At 65.8% G+C, this 16,968-nt stretch carries 12 protein-coding genes; 8 read left to right on the forward strand and 4 right to left on the reverse strand.

What is annotated here, in order from left to right:
* Positions 1–19: 19 nt before the first annotated feature.
* The gene (locus tag AC1DYM_RS04370) at positions 20–1,012 is read right to left on the reverse strand and encodes a helix-turn-helix domain-containing protein (protein ID WP_477336299.1); all 993 of its coding nucleotides are present in this window, start codon (positions 1,010–1,012) and stop codon (positions 20–22) included.
* A 229-nt stretch (positions 1,013–1,241) separates the two neighbouring features.
* On the opposite strand from AC1DYM_RS04370, the gene AC1DYM_RS04375 reads away from it, so the two are divergent.
* The 4 genes from AC1DYM_RS04375 to AC1DYM_RS04390 are packed head-to-tail and all read left to right on the forward strand — an operon-like array spanning position 1,242 to position 4,759.
* Positions 1,242–1,526 (forward strand): hypothetical protein, encoded by a 285-nt coding sequence (locus AC1DYM_RS04375; RefSeq protein WP_477336301.1) that lies wholly within the window; start codon positions 1,242–1,244, stop codon positions 1,524–1,526.
* Between the two features lie 4 nt (positions 1,527–1,530).
* Positions 1,531–3,075, forward strand: coding sequence for a multicopper oxidase family protein (locus tag AC1DYM_RS04380; protein ID WP_477336303.1), 1,545 nt, complete (start codon positions 1,531–1,533; stop codon positions 3,073–3,075).
* Positions 3,072–4,202 (forward strand): hypothetical protein, encoded by a 1,131-nt coding sequence (locus AC1DYM_RS04385; RefSeq protein ID WP_477336305.1) that lies wholly within the window; start codon positions 3,072–3,074, stop codon positions 4,200–4,202. The genes AC1DYM_RS04380 and AC1DYM_RS04385 overlap by 4 nt, the downstream gene beginning before the upstream one ends.
* Entirely contained in the window at positions 4,202–4,759 is a 558-nt protein-coding gene (locus AC1DYM_RS04390) for an SCO family protein (RefSeq protein ID WP_477336307.1), read from the forward strand. The genes AC1DYM_RS04385 and AC1DYM_RS04390 overlap by 1 nt, the downstream gene beginning before the upstream one ends.
* Before the next feature lie 42 nt (positions 4,760–4,801).
* Here the strand turns inward: AC1DYM_RS04390 and AC1DYM_RS04395 are convergent, their stop codons facing one another.
* Genes AC1DYM_RS04395 through grrA form a run of 3 tightly spaced genes read right to left on the reverse strand, consistent with a single transcriptional unit; the run spans position 4,802 to position 7,076 of the window.
* Entirely contained in the window at positions 4,802–5,512 is a 711-nt protein-coding gene (locus AC1DYM_RS04395) for a hypothetical protein (RefSeq protein WP_477336309.1), read from the reverse strand.
* On the reverse strand, positions 5,509–6,693 hold the full coding sequence (grrM, locus tag AC1DYM_RS04400; RefSeq protein WP_477336311.1) for a cyclophane-forming radical SAM/SPASM peptide maturase GrrM/OscB: 1,185 nt from the start codon (positions 6,691–6,693) through the stop codon (positions 5,509–5,511). The genes AC1DYM_RS04395 and grrM overlap by 4 nt, the downstream gene beginning before the upstream one ends.
* A complete protein-coding gene (gene grrA / locus AC1DYM_RS04405; protein ID WP_477336313.1) occupies positions 6,690–7,076 on the reverse strand; it encodes a GrrA/OscA1 family cyclophane-containing rSAM-modified RiPP in 387 nt (128 codons plus the stop codon). The genes grrM and grrA overlap by 4 nt, the downstream gene beginning before the upstream one ends.
* Positions 7,077–7,180: 104 nt before the next feature.
* On the opposite strand from grrA, the gene alkB reads away from it, so the two are divergent.
* The 4 genes from alkB to AC1DYM_RS04425 all read left to right on the forward strand — a co-directional run bounded on the left by alkB (position 7,181) and on the right by AC1DYM_RS04425 (position 16,925).
* The gene (gene alkB / locus AC1DYM_RS04410; RefSeq protein ID WP_477336315.1) at positions 7,181–7,834 is read left to right on the forward strand and encodes a DNA oxidative demethylase AlkB; all 654 of its coding nucleotides are present in this window, start codon (positions 7,181–7,183) and stop codon (positions 7,832–7,834) included.
* Between the two features lie 148 nt (positions 7,835–7,982).
* Positions 7,983–16,391, forward strand: coding sequence for a GH36-type glycosyl hydrolase domain-containing protein (locus AC1DYM_RS04415; protein ID WP_477336317.1), 8,409 nt, complete (start codon positions 7,983–7,985; stop codon positions 16,389–16,391).
* A gap of 74 nt (positions 16,392–16,465) precedes the next feature.
* Entirely contained in the window at positions 16,466–16,702 is a 237-nt protein-coding gene (locus AC1DYM_RS04420) for a hypothetical protein (protein ID WP_477336319.1), read from the forward strand.
* A 22-nt stretch (positions 16,703–16,724) separates the two neighbouring features.
* A complete protein-coding gene (locus AC1DYM_RS04425; protein ID WP_477336321.1) occupies positions 16,725–16,925 on the forward strand; it encodes a hypothetical protein in 201 nt (66 codons plus the stop codon).
* Positions 16,926–16,968 lie beyond the last annotated feature (43 nt).

A 16,968-nucleotide genomic window follows, 5' to 3' on the forward strand; every position in this document is an offset into this window, starting at 1 on the left:
GCTCCCACAGAGAGCCAGGTTATCGCAAGCACCCATTCGCCGATGAATCGGCTCCTACCGAAGCGCTGCCTGCCAGGGCGCGTTCGCGGCGCCAGGCGCACGGGGTGGCGCCGGTGAGGCGTTTGAAGATGGTGGTGAAGTGGGCTTGCGTGCGAAAGCCGGTGTCGCCGGCCACATCCACGACGGGCCGTTCCGAGGATGCCAGCAAAGCCTTTGCATGCTCGATGCGCGCGCGCAGGATGTAGTGATGCGGCCGCTGCCCGGTGGCTATGCGGAAGCGAGCGGCGAAATGCATGGGTGAAAGTCCCGCGGCCGCCGCGATGGCCGCGAGGCTGATCGGATCACCGAGGTGCTCGTGGATGTACGCATCCACGCGTTGCATGCGCCAGCGCGGTATCGCCAGCTTCACCGGATCGAGCGACGTGACGGCGGGTTCGCTGGCGAGCTGAAAGAGGCGACTGAGCACCGCGGTGGCAAAATGCCCGGCCGTTCCCGGTATGCACGATCCCGCGTTGGCGGCGAGGAGGGCGAAGGCGAGCTGTTCGATCGCGCCGTCACGGTACATGCCGGCGAAGCCCTGTCCATCGAGCAGCGCGACGCAGTCCATCGCCCTGGCGGCATCGTGGACGAAGGGCACGGGCAGGTACCACTGGAGGGTGTCGCCGGGGCCATCGAGCGACATCGTCAGCGCCTGTCCCGGCAGGCTGACGTGCACACTTCCCGCGGCCAGCGCGCCACTGACAAGGGGCTGCCCGTCTGCATGCAGCCGCATCGAGGTCGCGCTCAGGAAGACGCGCACCACATAGTGATCCTGCGGGGTGACCGCCGTCTGTGTGCCCGGGCCCCGCCGATCGATCCAGCGGGTGGCCACCACGTCCGATGCGGTCCGGGCGAGGGTGGGTGGAACATGCCAGGAGGCTTCGAGGTGAACAGCGGTCGTGGTCAGGTCACGAGTGTGCGCGTATGAGGTCTCGTCCAGGCGCACGTTGCCGTCCTCCGCTTTGGGACCCACCGGTCTCACGTATGGATAAGACGTTACGCCTGTCGCGTCCCACGGTGAGCCGAAAATTTACTTAGGACAAAAGGACGGTATAGGACGAATGGCGAGGCATGCCTTCCGTTCGAATCGGATAACGGTCATGCGTATCCGAAAGACCGTTGTCGCCCTGAACGACACCATGGAGGGAAGGGGAGCCAACGTATCCTGCGTCGGCGTCTGCCCGGGCATGGGGAGTTCCGCGATGAGAAAGGTGATTCTGTGGGGTGTCGCCCTCGGCGGCGCGCTGGCCTTCGGCTGTGCGACGCAGGCCCAGCAGGGGCCCATGGTCGATATCGGAAACCGGCACGGCAATCTGCGCCAGGCCCAGGAAAACATCGTGCAGGCGTGGCACCTGGTGAGCAACGCCCAGGAGATGAACGACTCTCGTCTCGGCGGACATGCGGCAAACGCGAAGCGACTTCTCGAACAGGCCAACGATGAGCTGCGCCTGGCCGCGGACGTCGCCAACGAGAACGAGCGGCGTTGAACGGATGACCAGGCGAAGGCCCTTCCGCGCGGTCGCCCTGGCCGCGCTGGCCTGTTTTGCCGGCACGGCGTGGGCCGATCCGCCGTCGGACGATCTGCGCCCGCCGCATGCGTTCACCTACGACGCCAACGGGGTGACCACGGTGACCCTGGTGGCCGCGCGATCGAAGATCCTGGTCGGCAACACGCCTTACACCTCGCTGGTCTTCAACGACGACTACGATGCACCACTGATTCGCACGCGTCCCGGCGGAACGATCCGGCTCACGCTCGACAATCGCATGGATGAGATGACCAACCTGCATTTCCATGGCATGCAGGTGTCGCCGCTCGACGATGGCGACAGTATCTTCCGCACCACCGGTCCGCACGAGAAGGGGCAGTATGTCCTGCGCCTGCCCGACGATCATTCGCCGGGGCCGTACTGGTACCACAGCCATTTCCACGATGGCGCCGAGCACCAGGTATCCGGTGGACTCGCCGGACCGATCCTGGTCGACGGCCTCACCGACCAGTTCCCGGAACTGAAAGCCGTGCGCGAGCGCGCGCTGGTCCTGCGCAACTTCCAGAAGACCTTCACCGGATCGTTGGCCAGCGAAATCGTCACCGGCGCGCCGTCCATCCGCACGATCAACGGCCAGTTCCAGCCGACCATCCGCATCCGTCCCGGCGAGACCCAGCTCTGGCATCTGTTCAACATCGCCGCGAACCAGTACTTCCGCATCCGCATCGACGGCGTGCACATGCAGGTGATCTCCCAGGACGCCGACACCGTGGTCAAGCCGGTCGGTGTCGAGGAGATGCTTATCGGCCCGTCGGCGCGGGTGAGCATCCTGGTGACCGGTCCCGCCCCCGGCTCCTATCCGCTGAAGCTGGGGTCGGCCAATACCGGTCCCGCCGGCGATACGTATGCCGGTGCTGTGCTGGGCACGCTCGTCTCGTCAGGCGAGCCGATGAAGACGGTCACGATCACTAGCCCTTATCCGGTCGTCGCCGACCTGCGCAAGGTCACGCCGGCGCACCGGCGACGCTTCGTCTTCCAGGATTCCGATTCCGATCCCAATGCCTTCTTCATCAACGGCCGGCAGTTCGACATCGGCCGCGTGGACACCACCGTGAAGCTGGGCGATGTCGAGGAGTGGACCCTGGTCAACCCGAGTCAGGAACTGCATCAGTTCCACATCCACCAGCTCGATTTCCAGGTGACGAAGATCAACGGCAAGGACGTCGACTTCATCGGCTATCGCGACAACGTGTTCATTCCCGCGCTGGGCTCGACCACGGTACTGATTCCCTTCACCGACCCGGTGATCCTGGGCAAATTCGTCTATCACTGTCACATCATGGAGCATGAAGACGGCGGCATGATGCAGGTCATCCAGGTCGTGCGTCCCGAGGAATACGAGCAGGCGGTCAAGCTCGAGCCGCTGGGCGGCATCTACGGTGACAACCAGATGTGCGTCTACCTGCGGAACACCGGTGGGAACCCGCTCACGCCGTCGGCGAACGCGAGCCGTCCGCTCGGCTCGATGCCCGAGAGAAAGCCGTGAACCGGCGCGCCGCCTGCACGGGAATCCTCGCCGCCCTCGCACTCGTGGGCCCCGCGCAGGCCAGTAACGGCCGTTATCCCGGCCTCGGCATGGATTACAGCACGGCGATCCAGTACGACTTCAGCAGCCTCGATGTCCCACACCAGCCACATACGGTCACCACCAACGGCTACTTCGATATCACGACGGCGGTGCATTTCCGCCTGACCACGATCGACGAGGTCTGGGTGGGGACCGAGATCAGTCCGGTCACCGATACGCGTCCCGGCGAGCGTCGCTGGCTCGGTGGCACCGGCCTGAACATCACGGATGTGAACTGGTATCACCAGGGCTATGTCTCGTCGTTTCGCCTGGGCAAGTTCGACGTGCCGTTCGGTCGCGCGCAGGATGCAGCGCCCGGCCTTTACACGTCGGACTTCGTCGCGCCTTACGCGCTGGGTGGCATGAACGGTGGGACGTACGAGTACCGCTTTTACACGGACAACTGGGGCACCATCGCGCCGAGCCTCAGCGCGTACGCAGCCGATACGTCCGTGCTCAGTCGTTCCTTCCTGCGCCCGTCGCAGCAGGCGCGTCGCGCCGGCGGCGGTGCGACCAATACCGGCAAGCTCAACAACGCCGCGGTCGTGGTCAACTGGCGTTCGCCCGCCGCCATTCCGTTCCTCGAAGTGCAGGTGGGTTACATGAGCAATCACAAGGGCGATGTCTCCGCCGCATCGCCCACCGCGGCCAACGAACAGATGCGCGCCGCCTCCGTGCGCTACATGATCCCCTTCGTGGCGACGACCGAGCTCGGCCCGACGCTCGCCGGTCGCTACATGGACCTGGTGCCCTTCGTCGAATACGTGAAAGTGCACAACGAGAACGGCGTGCCGGGCTTCGATACCAGGTACCTGACGACCTCGCTCACCCTCGATGCCGGCCGCTTCGCCTATGGCCTGACGCATACGAACAAGAAAATCTCGCCCAGCGGCGGGCCGGACAGCAATGAGTATCTCACCGAGGCGAGCATGGTCTACCACGTGACCGGCCTGGTCGACGTCGCCCTGTCGGGCGGAAGGTCACGTCAGGGTGGCCAGACGTCGGGCTTGCTCGGTGTGTCGATCACACTGAATGGATCGTTCTGATGCGCCGTCTTGCGATCCTGTTCGCTGCGCTCGGGTGGTTGCCGATATCGAGCCACGGGACCGGTCCGGTCGTCGGTGGGCCTTTCCAGTTGACCGACCAGGATGGCCATGCCGTGACACAGGCATCGTTCGCCGGGCGGCCGCTGCTTCTCTACTTTGGCTACACCTCGTGCCCGGACGTGTGCCCGGTGGACCTGACGAAAATGGTAAAGATTGCCGCGGCCGTACACCAGGCCAGCGGCAAGGCGGTCACGCCGGTCTTCGTCACCATCGACCCGGAACGGGACACGCCTTCGCGGTTGCAAGCCTATGTCAGGGCCTTCGGCAAGGACGTCGTCGGCTTGACAGGCACGAAGGCGCAGATCGACGCGGTCACCGAGGAGTACCACGTCTATGCCAAGAAAGTGCCGGTCGATGGCGGATACCTTATGGACCATTCGACGGTGCTGTTCCTCGTCGGCGCCAACGGCGTCTACCTCGACCACTATGGACGAAAGCTACCCGAGGAGGATGTGGCCCGGCGTGTCGTCACCGCACTGCAGGCCTCAGGCACCTGAGGCCACGCAATGTCCACTCGCATCGGTACGAAGGTTTCATTGTTAGTCCCAGAACGCCTGCACGATCCGGTCGTTCGGCCCGAGGATCAGGGTCAAACGGTTCGGATCGGTGTCCAGCGTCCGGATGCCGTCGTTTTCGTGCAGCACACGGGTGCTGGCTGGAAGGTCTTCCTCACGTACCGCATCCTTGCCACCGGCCGAGCCTCCCTTGGGTACATAGGTCTTGCCTACGCAACCGGAGCAATCCACCTCGCGCCCCTGTGCTTCGGCATAGCCCGGAAGCTGCGCGAGCTTCACCGTGTTTGTCGCGCTGCGCACGCGGATGCCTTTGTAGGGATGCCCCGGTTCGATCACGAAGATGGCTTCCATGGGCCCGAACTTGGTCGCGTTGGACGCATCGTCCGGGGCACGGGCGACGAAGAGCAGGTCGAGCATGCCGTCGGCCGAGGGGCCTCGCGAGATGGCAACGAGCTGCGGGTCGCTCCAGTTCTCGGTGCTGCTCAGGCCGCGGACGCGGACGATATCGAGCTCGGGGGCGTGACGGCTGCGCATCAGTTCGACGCTGCTGACCTTGAATACGGGTTTGACCGCCTCGTCGGCGGCCTCCTGCTCGGTCATCGGCGATTCGGTGGAAGGTGGAGGGGCTCCTTTCGACGTCTCGGCGCTGGCACTCTGGCCGAGGGCCCGGCCGTGCGGTGCCAGCCAGAGGCCACTCACGGCGATTAAAAGCACGAGCTGAGTCTTTGCATTCATGACGCGCTCCTCACCAGCATGTCGTCGTCGAGGACTGTCTCGAGCCGGTCCAGCGCGTCGAGGATCAGGTCCGTGGGTACCTTCTGAACCAGGTCGCAGAACGCGGTCCGGGTCGTGGCGAAGCTGCCGTTCTCGGTCAGCTTGTTGATCGGCGATCCACCGCCGCAGACGGAGAAATACGCACACTCGGCCCGGCAGGCGGCGACGCCGGCAGCAATATCGCGATGCATGGCACGCATGGCCTCACTCCGGCGCATGTCGTCGAGCGAGTCGGTGTGGATGTTGCCGACGATGAAGTCGCCGTAGTCGGCGTTCTTCAGTCCCAGCAGCTCGGGCGAGAAGCTCGATACGTCGCCGTGGCAGTCGACGTTGATCATGCCGAAGGGCTGCACCTGCGAGTTATCGCAGGCGGCTTCGTCAGGCCGCAGGATGCGCGTGAGCATGCTGTCGATCTCACGCAGGAAGCGGATGCCCGCGGTCTCCCGCGATTTTCGCCAGAAGTGACCGAGGAACTGGCGAAAGCGGGCTTCCGCGCCGCCATCGGCGAACAGTTCGGAGACGTGGTCGCCTTCGGACTCCTCGACGTTGAAGCACACGTCGGTGATCCCGGTGTCCCGATAGAACGCGAGCATCTCGTCCGGTGCCTGCAGTGCCCGGGTCGACAGCACCGAAATCACGTGGAAGGGAATGTCTTCGGCTATCAGGCAGCGGATACCGGCAACAGTCTTGTCGAAGGTCCCACGGCCGTGCCGGGTCACGCGATTGGCGTCGTGGATCTCACGGGGGCCGTCGATGCTCACGCCGATGCCTACCTCCCAGCGGCGGAAGAGGGCGCACCAGGTGGCATCGATCAGCATGCCGTTGGTCTGGATGGCGTGGCGCACCTCGATACCGGGCGGGGTCAGCGAGGCGATAAGGGAAAAGGCCTCTTCGTAGTACGCCACGGGCATTACCAGCGGCTCCCCGGCATGCCAGATCACGGTGAGCCAGGGATGGGACCAGCCTGAGTCGAACACGGCGGTAAACACCGCGCGCACCGTTTCCAGCGACATCTTCGAGGCGTCGCTGCGGCTTGGCAGATAGCAGTAGCGACACGCGATGTTGCAGAACGGCGTGGGCTGCAAAACCACGGTATCGACGCACGGGCGACCCGGTTCCTCGCGCATGGCCGCCAGGCTCACCAGTTGTGCCAGAAATTGTGCCAGCCGCCATTGCCCCAGTTATGCCAGCCGTTACCCCAGTTGTGCCACCCGTTGCCCCAGTTCCGCCAGCCACCGTTTCGCCAGCCGCCATTGCGCCAGCCGAAGCCGCCGAAGTTCATCCAGGCGAGAAGCGGATAGGCGGTGCCGCGCACCGGACTCGTGTCCGCGGCTTGTCCGGCGACGCCTTCGCGAATGGCGGCGAGGCGATCGGCCACGTTGAGCGTGACATCGTCGGGATCCGAGGCGACGCGCGAGGCCGGCAGGACGGTCGCCTGCGCCGATCCGAGCAGGGTGGAGGCGCCAAGGATGCCGGCGGGAAGCAGCACGGCGAGGGCTCGGCGGGTACGGTTCCAGTCGGACATGGGAAACTCCATGGCGGATGAGCGGACGTCCTGCAGACGTTAGGCATTCGCCGCGCGGGGAGCATGCGTAGAACTACGTACTACGAAACGGGGATAATGGCGGCATGACTGCGGATCTTTTCGCCGATAGCCCCGCCATCGAGCGTCGTAACGAATCCCTCGGCCCTGGCGCGATGGTGCTGCGCGCGTTCGCGCTGGGCGACGGTGGCCGATTGGTCGAGGCGATCCACGCTCTGGCAGCGGTCTCGCCGTTCCGGCACCTGGTGACGCCCGGTGGGCACACCATGAGCGTGGCGATGACCAATTGCGGCACCGTTGGCTGGGTGAGCGATCGGCGCGGTTACCGTTACGCCGCGATCGACCCCGAAACCGGCCAGCCCTGGCCAGCGATGCCCGACCTGTTCATGCGCCTGGCCGCGGATGCCGCTGCCGAGGCCGGTTTCCCCGGCTTCGTGCCGGATGCCTGCCTGGTCAACCGCTACGACACCGGCTCGCGACTGACCATGCACCAGGACCGCAACGAAAGGCGGGATTCCGAGCCCATCGTGTCCGTGTCCCTGGGCGTGCCCGCCGTGTTCCAGTTCGGCGGGCAGGGCAAGGGCGTCACACCACTGAAGATTCCCCTGGTCCACGGCGATGTAGTCGTCTGGGGCGGTCCGTCGCGCATGAACTACCACGGCGTGATGCCGTTGAAGGCGTCTCATCATCCACTGACCGGCATGCTTCGCCTGAACCTCACCTTCCGTACGGCACGCTAGCGGAGAGCGTAGACTCGGCCGGTGCGAAACGAATCCCATCACCCCCAAGGGGCAGGATATAGAGCTGTTCAGGCGCGCACGACTTCATGACGCTCCGGGTCCGGAGCGTGAGCCCGCACTGCGGGCGGAACTTTTTAACGCAGACCAGATGGAAGCGCACGGGCTGGTGCTCGCGAGGCGTCACGACGTGGCCACGCGACCCTCGGCGGACTGGCTGCTGCCCAGGCTGGCCGATAACGAACGGGTCATCCTCGAGGCTTGCCGTGCGCTGATGGCGGCAAGCCGGCGAGGTGCCGGCACGACGCCGGCCGGGGAGTGGTTGCTCGACAACCTCTACCTGATCGAAGAACACATCCGTATCGCCAACAAGGACTTCCCCAAGGGCTACAGCCGCGAGCTGGTGCAACTGGAAGACGGGCCGTCGCGTGGCTTGCCACGCGTGTACGACATCGCCCTCGAAGTGATCTCGCACGGCGACGGTCGCATCGATGCCGCCGGACTGGCGCGATTCCTCCAGGCCTATCAGTCCATTGTGCCGTTGAAGCTGGGCGAGCTATGGGCGATACCGATCATGCTGCGCCTCGCGCTGATCGAGAACCTTCGGCGCATCGCCGCGCGCGTGATGCTCGACAAGGCCAGGCGTCGTCGCGCGACACGGTGGGCCGACGCGATGACGCGAATGGCGGCGGAGGATCCGAAGAACGTGGTGCTGGTCGTCGCCGACATGGCCCGCTCTTCGCCGGTGATGAGTGCGCCTTTCGTCGCCGAACTGGTGCGCCGCCTGCAGGGGCAGGGTCCCGCGCTCGCCATGCCGCTGGGCTGGATCGAGCAGCGCCTTGCCGAATCCGGCCGAAGTATCGACTACCTCGTGCAGATGGAGTCGCAGCAGCAGGCCGCGCATCAGGTCTCCGTCGGTAACAGCATCGGCAGCCTGCGCGCGCTGGTCACCGTCGACTGGCGTGACTTCGTCGAACACGCCAGCCTGGTCGAAGCCTGCCTGCGCGAAGATCCTGCGGGGATTTATCCGGCGATGGACTTCGCCAGCCGCGATCGCTATCGGCATGCCGTCGAGCGTCTCGCGCGCGCCGGGCAACTGGGCGAAGTGGCTACCGCACGCGCCGCCCTCGCCGCGAGCTGCCCGGAGCCTGGGGAACCCAGGGACGGCGCGATCACGCACATCGGCTATCACCTGGTCGGCCCGGGTTTGCCTGCGCTCGAGCGCCGCCTACGCACACGGCGATCGTTCCCCTCCCGTTGCCGTCGTATGTTCGACCGGGCGCCTTTCGCGTTTTCATTCAGCGCGTTCCTGCTGGTTCTAGCCGGCCTGACCACTGGTCTGGCCGAAAGCGCGACGCTCGCTCCTGCGTCGGGCTGGGCCCGGGCAGCGCTGGCTTTCGGCGCCCTGATCGTGGCCAGCCAGCTGACCCTGAGCCTGCTCAACCTGGTCGCTGTATTGGTCACCAGGCCCGATCACCTGCCGCGCATGGATTACGCCAAAGGCATCCCGGCGGAAGCACGAACCATGGTGGCGGTGCCGACCCTGCTCGGCAGTACGGACGATGTGGACGACGTGGCCGAAGCGCTCGAAGTGCGCTTCCTCGCCAATCGCGACGAGGCGCTGCACTTTGCGCTGCTCACCGATTTCATGGACGCGGACGCGGCGTCAGAGCCGGGCGATGCGGCGATCCTGGCGCGTGCGAGCGAACGCATCGATGCGCTCAACGCGAAATATCCCTCGCCGGCCACCGATCGCTTCTACCTGTTCCATCGTCCGCGCGAGTGGAGCGAGACCGAACGGCGCTGGATCGGTGCGGATCGCAAGCGCGGTAAGCTCGCGGCGTTGAACGGCTTGCTTCGGGGCGAGGGCGCGGAACGCTTTGCACTGGTCGTCGGCCGTATCGGCAGCCTGCCGCCGGTGCGCTATGTCATCACGCTGGACACCGATACGCAGTTGCCGCGCGATACGGCGCACTTGTTGGTCGCCGCGATGGATCATCCGTTGAATCGTCCGGTGTTCGACGAGGCGCGAGGCCTGGTGGTGGCGGGCTACGGCATCATGCAGCCGCGCGTCGGCATCGGCCTGCCGGCGCAGGCGCGTTCGGACTATGCGCGCCTCTACGGTGCCGATGCTGGCATCGATCCGTATACCCGCGCCGTGTCCGATGTGTACCAGGATCTCTTCCACGAAGGGTCGTTCATCGGCAAGGGTATCTATGACGTCGATGCGTTCGAACATGCGCTGGCCGGCCGCCTGCGCGACGAACGCGTGCTCAGCCACGACCTGATCGAAGGCTGTTTCGCACGCACGGCGCTGCTCACCGATGTGCTCGTGTTCGAGGAAAATCCCGAACGCTATGTGGACGACAGCATCCGGCGGCATCGCTGGATGCGCGGCGACTGGCAGCTTCTGCCCTGGCTCTTGCCCACGGTGCCGACGCGCGACGGCTGGCGGCGCAACGACCTCAGTCCGTTGTCGCGCTGGAAGATCTTCGACAACTTGCGGCGCAGTGTCGTCGCCCCCGCCGCGCTCGCCTTGCTGGTGGCCGGTTGGTTGTGGGTCGACCCGGTCCTGACCTGGACGCTCGCCGTGTTGTCGATGGCCTTCGTGCCGGTGCTGTTGCAGGCTCTCATGGAAGCCGCGCGCAAGCCGCGCGATATCGGCTGGCGACAGCATGCACAGGCCTCGCTCGTCGCGACCGTGCAGCATGCGATACGGTTGGTATTTTCGATGGCCTGGTTGCCCCACGAAGCCTGGGTCGGCATCGACGCGATCGCCCGTTCGCTGTGGCGCATCGTGTTCAGTCATCGTCATCTGCTGCAGTGGCGCTCATCCAGCGAAGTCGAGCGGAGTGGGCGGGGTAAACATGGCGTGCCCTGGCGTGCGCTCTGGGCCGGCCCTGCCGTGGCGATCGTGCTGTGCATCCTGCTCGCGATCGACCGGCCGATGGTGCTCGCCATCGCCCTCCCGGTGCTCTTCCTCTGGTTCGTGTCGCCTGTATTCGCCTGGTGGGTGAGCCGTCCCGATATCAGCCAGGTATTCGTGCCGAGCACGGCGGACCGAAGCTTCCTTCGCCAACTGGCCCGTCGCACCTGGGCATTCTTCGAGACCTACATTGGGCCGGACGACCACTGGCTGGCACCGGACAATGTCCAGATGGCGCCCGAGCTTCGTGTTGCGCGGCGCACGTCGCCTACGAACATGGGCTTGGGTCTGCTGGCGAGCGTGGCCGCCTACGACTTCGGCTACCTCGGTCTCGGCGGCGTCATCACGCGCACCGCCGCCACCCTGGCAACGATGCATTCTCTCGAGCGCTATCGCGGACATTTCTACAATTGGTACGACACTCAAACGCTCGCGCCATTGCGTCCGCTATACGTGTCCAGTGTGGACAGCGGCAATCTCGCCGGCCATCTGCTGACGCTGCAGCGCGGCTTGCTGGCGATGCCGGACGAACCCGTTTTCCGGGCGGCAACGATCGAGGGCCTGCGCGATACGCTCGGCGTCCTGATCGAGCACGTCGACAGCGGTGACCGCGCAGGCCTGGTGGCCTGGTCCAGCGAGTTGCTAGCCACGATGGATTCGCCACCTCGTTCCACGGATGCCGTGCTCGCTTTCGCCACCCGCCAGTCCGATCGGCTGCATGAGGTGACGCCGCCACTCGCGCGCGAAGCCTCCGACGATGCGGTTTTCTGGCTCGCGCTGCTCACGGCCCAGTGTGACGACCTGAAGTCGGAGGCGACGCAGTGGCAGGGCAGTGCAGGGCAGGCGGATGGCATTCCCACCCTGCGGCAGATCGGCAGCGCCACCGCTATCGCCCGCATCGATGCGCTCGTTCGTCTCGCCGCGCTGGCAGGGGAACTGGCCGAGATGGATCACGGTTTCCTTTACGACGACAACCGGCATCTGATGTCGATCGGCTACGACATCGAGCGCCGCATGCTCGATGCCTCGTTCTACGATCTGCTGGCTTCCGAGGCGCGATTGACCACCTTCGTCGCCATCGCGCAGGGCCAGATTCCGCAGGAAAGCTGGTTCTCACTCGGTCGCCTGCTGACCACCACGGGGGGATCACCCGTGCTGCTGTCGTGGACGGGCTCGATGTTCGAGTACCTGATGCCGATGCTGGTGATGCCGACCTACGAAGGAAGTCTGCTCGACCAGACCTGTCGTGCTGCCGTGGCCAGGCAGATCGAATACGGTAAGCAGCGCGGCTTGCCGTGGGGTGTATCGGAGTCCGGATACAACGCCGTCGATGCGCACCTGACGTATCAATACCGCGCCTTCGGCGTGCCCGGGCTCGGGCTCAAGCGTGGCCTGGGCGACGATCTAGTGGTCGCGCCGTATGCGACCGTGCTTGCGCTGATGGTCGCGCCGGCTGCCGCCACCAGCAACCTGCGCCGACTCACGGAAGCCGGGCTGGCCGGTCGCTTTGGTCTGTACGAAGCGGTCGACTACACACCGTCGCGCGTGCCGCCAGGACAGGATGCCGTGGTGGTGCAATCGTTCATGGCTCATCACCAGGGCATGTCGCTGCTGTCGATCGACCACCTGCTGCTCGGCCAGCCCATGCAACGGCGCTTCGAGTCGGACCCGCATGTCATGGCCACGACGCTGCTGTTGCAGGAGCGCGTGCCGCGTAGTGCGTCGGAGTACCTGCATACGGCCGGGCTGGGTGACGATGCGACCGCACCGTCGACACCGGAGGCGCGCCTGCGCCTGTTCACCGACCCGGACCGCCCGCGCCCTGCTGTCCAGCTGCTCTCCAATGGTCGCTATCACGTCATGGTGAGCAGTGCCGGCGGCGGGTACAGTCGTCGCGACGCCATGGCAGTGACCCGCTGGCGCGAAGACATCACGCGCGATAACCACGGCATGTTCTGCTACCTGCGCGATCCGGAGTCCGGCGATGTGTGGAGCACGGCCTACCAGCCTGTCGCGCGCCGTACGGAGCTGTTCGAAGCGATCTTCTCCGAATCCCGGGCGGAGTTCCGTGTGCGCCAACGTGGCTTCGAGACGCACACCGAAATCGTGGTGTCGCCCGAGGACGATATCGAGTTGCGCCGCACCCGTGTCACCAACCGCGGGCGCACACGACGCACCATCGAGCTGACCAGTTACGCCGAAGTCGTGCTGACCGATCCGAACGGCGACATGGCGCATCCCGCTTTCAGCAAACTCTTCGTCACCACGGAGATCGTGGCTTCGATGCAGGCGCTGCTGTGCGCCCGCCGCCCGCGCTCGGCCGACGAGCAGCCGCCGTGGATGTGCCACCTGGTCGCCGTACACGATGCCGACGTGGATGCGATTTCCTATGAAACCGATCGCTCCCGTTTTCTCGGGCGCGGACGCAGCACGGCCCAACCGGAGGCGCTCGATGCCGGCATCGAGTCATTGTCGAATACGGCAGGCGCGGTGCTCGATCCCATCGTGGCAATACGGGTTCGCATCACGCTGGATCCGGAACAGACGGCGACGCTGGACTTCGTGACCGGCGTGGCGGACAACCGCGACGGCTGCATGCGCCTGATCGAAAAGTACCGCGATCGCCATCTGTCCGATCGCGTGTTCGATCTTGCATGGACGCACAGCCAGGTGTCCCTGCGCCAGGCCAACAACACACTGGCGGATGCCCAGCTCTACGAGCATATGGCCACGTCGGTCGTCTATCCGAACCTCGCCCTGCGTGCCGAACCCACGCTCATCGCGGCGAACACGCGTGGGCAATCGGGACTGTGGGGACAGGCCGTCTCCGGCGACCTGCCGATCGTGTTGCTGCGCATCGGCGATATCGCGCGCCTCGACGTGGCGCGCGACCTGGTCCGTGCGGCGGCCTACTGGCGGCTGCGCGGCCTCGCGGTGGATCTGGTCATCTGGAACGAGGACAGCACCGGTTACCGGCAGGTGCTGCATGACGCACTCACCGGGTTGCTGGCGTCCGGTACGGAATCGAACCTGCTCGACCGTCCGGGTGGCGTCTTCATCCGCGCCGCGCAGCCGCTCTCCTACGAGGATCGGTTGGTGATGGAGGCCAGTGCGCGCATCGTCGTGGTCGACAGCCTGGGCTCGCTTGCCGAGCAGATGGAGCGTCATCGCCTGGAGTCGCGTCCGCCCGCCGCGGAACCGGCGGCGTGGCCGCGCCTGCCGCGCCCCGCGATGGCCGCTGCGAAGCCACCGACCGGCGCCTTCTCGGCCGACGGGAGCGAATACGTCATCGTGCTCGAGCCGGGCGCCGAGACGCCCGCACCCTGGTGCAATGTGCTGGCGAACCCGTCCTTCGGCAGCGTCGTTTCCGAAAGCGGCGGCGGCTATACCTGGGCTGAGAATGCGCACGGTTGTCGCCTGACGCCGTGGCAGAACGACCCGGTCGAGGACGCCAGCGGCGAAGCCCTCTACCTGCGCGACGAGGCCACGGGTCGTGCCTGGTCGCCGACGCCGTTGCCCATGCGCGGCAGCGGCACGTACACGACACGGCATGGCTTCGGCTACAGCATCTTCGAGCACGAGGATGACGGCGTGCACTCGCGCATGGAAACCTTCGTTGCGCTGGATGCGCCGGTAAAGTTCCAGGTCGTCACCCTGACCAACAAGGGCAGTGAGGCGCGCCGCCTTTCGCTGACGGCCTACGTGGAGTGGCTGCTGGGCGATGTCCGCGAAAAGAGCGCCATGCACGTGGTCACCGAAGTAGACCCGAGCACCGGCGCGCTGTTTGCCCGCAATGCCTACAACAGCGACTTCCCGGGCCGCGTCGCGTTCTTCGACGTAAACGACCGCGAACGTTCGGTCGGCGGCGACCGTACCGAGTTCCTCGGTCGCAATGGCCGGATGGATTCACCGCTGGCGATGCGTCGCCACGCCTGGAGCAACCGTGTCGGCGCCGGCCTGGATCCCTGCGGTGCGTTGCGTGTCGTCTTCCAGCTGGAACCGGGCGAATCGCGCGAGGTGGTCGTCCGCCTGGGCATGGGGGGCAACGAAGGTGAGGCGCGCAACCTGGTGCAGCGCTTCCGTCAGGACGGCGCGGCCGCGAAGGCGCTGGATGGGGTCCGCTCGCACTGGCGCGACGTTCTCGGTGTGGTGCAGGCCAGGACGCCGGAGCCGGCGATGGACACCATGGCCAACGGTTGGCTCCTGTACCAGACGATCGCCAGTCGCCTGTGGGCGCGTAGCGGCTACTACCAGTCCGGCGGTGCCGTCGGGTTCCGCGACCAGTTGCAGGATTCCATGGCCACGCAACATGCGGCACCGGCCATGGCGCGGGCACAGCTGTTGCTCTGCGCGGCGCACCAGTTTGTCGAAGGCGATGTGCTGCACTGGTGGCACCCGCCGATCGAGCGTGGTGTGCGTACGGGTTGCTCGGACGATTACCTGTGGCTACCACTTGCGACCAGCCGCTATGTGCATGCGAGCATGGACACCGGCGTGCTGGACGAATCGATCGAGTATCTCGAAGGCCGTCCGTTGCGACCCGGGGAAGAGTCCTACTACGACCTGCCGCGTCCCTCGGGGATCCGCGCGAGCCTCTACGACCACTGCGTCCGGGCCATCGAACATTCCATGCCGMGTGGTCGCTACGGCCTGCCGCTCATGGGTAGCGGTGACTGGAACGACGGCATGAACAAGGTGGGCGAGGAGGGCCGCGGCGAGAGTGTATGGCTCGGCTTCTTCCTGGTCCACGTGCTGCGGGAGTTCTCGGTGACGGCGCGTTCGCGTGGCGATGTCGCGTTCGCTGAGCGCTGCACGGCCGAGGTGGCCAAGCTCGCCGTCGCGCTGGAAACCCACGCCTGGGATGGCAACTGGTACCGGCGTGCCTGGTTCGACAACGGGACGCCGCTGGGTTCGTCGAGCAACGACGAGTGCCGGATCGATGCGATCGCGCAAAGCTGGTCGGTGCTCTCGGACGTCGCCGGCGACGAACGCCGGACGCAGGCCATGGCGTCGCTGGACAGTCATCTGGTGCAGGAAGACGCCGGCCTGATCCGCCTGCTCGACCCGCCGTTCGATCATTCGGCGATGGATCCGGGGTACATCAAAGGATACGTGCCAGGCGTGCGCGAGAACGGCGGCCAGTACACCCACGCCGCGGTCTGGGCCGCGATGGCCTTCGCGCACATGGGCAAGCACGACCGTGCCTGGGAACTGGCCAGGATGATTAACCCGGGCAGCCATACCGGCGACGCAGAGGCCATCCAGCGGTACAAGATCGAGCCTTACGTGCTCGCCGCGGACGTGTATTCCGTGCCGCCGCACGTGGGCCGTGGTGGCTGGAGCTGGTACACGGGCTCGGCGGGCTGGATGTACCGCTTGCTGATCGAAGCGTTGCTGGGCCTGAGTCTCGAGGAAGGGCGATTGAGGATCCGTCCGTGTGTCCCGGCCTCGTGGGCGGGCTACAGCCTGCGCTACCGCTTCGGTGCATCGACGTATGTGATCGATCTCCGTCCTGCGCGCGAAGGGGAGTCGCCGGGTCTGTTGCTTGACGGCGTATCCGACGATGGCGACAGCCTGCCATTACGTGATGAGGCCAGGGAATACGTCGTCCACGCGGTGTACCCACGCGGCTAACGGGGAGGTAACGGTAACGGGCGCAGCCTCGCCTTCAGCGGCGCCCGTCGTTGATGTCCGGGGAGTAGCGAGCCATGTCCACGATTTCCAAGGATCGACCGTCCTACCTCGAGGCCAGGCGCTCGATCCTCGAGGCATACGACGTCGCCGCGGCCGAGCATCCGGCCGCTTGCGCGATTCGCGAGATCAACGAGAAAGGCGAATGCCTGCCACTTACCGCCAGGCAGTTGCGCGGTCGCAAGGCCGTCGCCGCGCCCGATTCGGTGATCGCTGAGACCGAGCACGTCCCGCCGCGAACACCGCGACATTGATGAAACGCCCTAGAGGCCGACGATGAACAGCCCGTTCCAGAGTATCAACCAACGCATCATCGACGACCTGCGCAAAAGTCGCGGCGATGCGCCCGCGGAGTACGTGCCCAAGCCGGCATCGCCTAAACGCGATGCCGACGACGAAACCGCAGACGAGACCTATTCCAGTGACGGCGCACGCGATGACGACGTCCCCTTCGAGGCCCCCGACGACGACGCGTGATGTGCGCCTCGTGTAGGAGCCGATTTACCGGCGATAGGGCGCT

This window comes from Luteibacter sp. P1_D3, assembly GCF_056406135.1.